Origin of the sequence: Pseudomonas sp. HMSC066A08 (genome assembly GCF_001813025.1) — a bacterium.
Classification (GTDB): Bacteria; Pseudomonadota; Gammaproteobacteria; order Pseudomonadales; family Pseudomonadaceae; genus Pseudomonas; species Pseudomonas aeruginosa.
Genome location: NZ_KV811186.1, coordinates 1 through 248 on the forward strand (window position 1 = coordinate 1; position 248 = coordinate 248).

Here is a 248-nt window from a genome sequence, read left to right on the forward strand (position 1 = left end):
CATTTTCTGCAGGAGAGGTCATATGGTAAGCATCACTACTCATACCAAAACCAACAACTTCTGCATAAATTTTAGCGCCACGTGCTTTAGCGTGTTCATACTCTTCGAGGAGTAACACACCTGCACCATCACCTAACACGAAACCATCACGATCTTTATCCCATGGGCGACTTGCCGCTTGAGGATCATCATTACGTGTTGATAATGCACGTACTGCACCAAAACCACCAACACCTAATGGTGTTGTT

1 protein-coding gene is annotated in these 248 nt (G+C 44.8%); it reads right to left on the minus strand.

The genetic code is table 11. From position 1 onward, the window contains the following. The coding region (locus HMPREF2886_RS32580) for a beta-ketoacyl synthase N-terminal-like domain-containing protein (RefSeq protein ID WP_305885006.1) at window positions 1–248 on the minus strand (248 nt) is incomplete at both ends.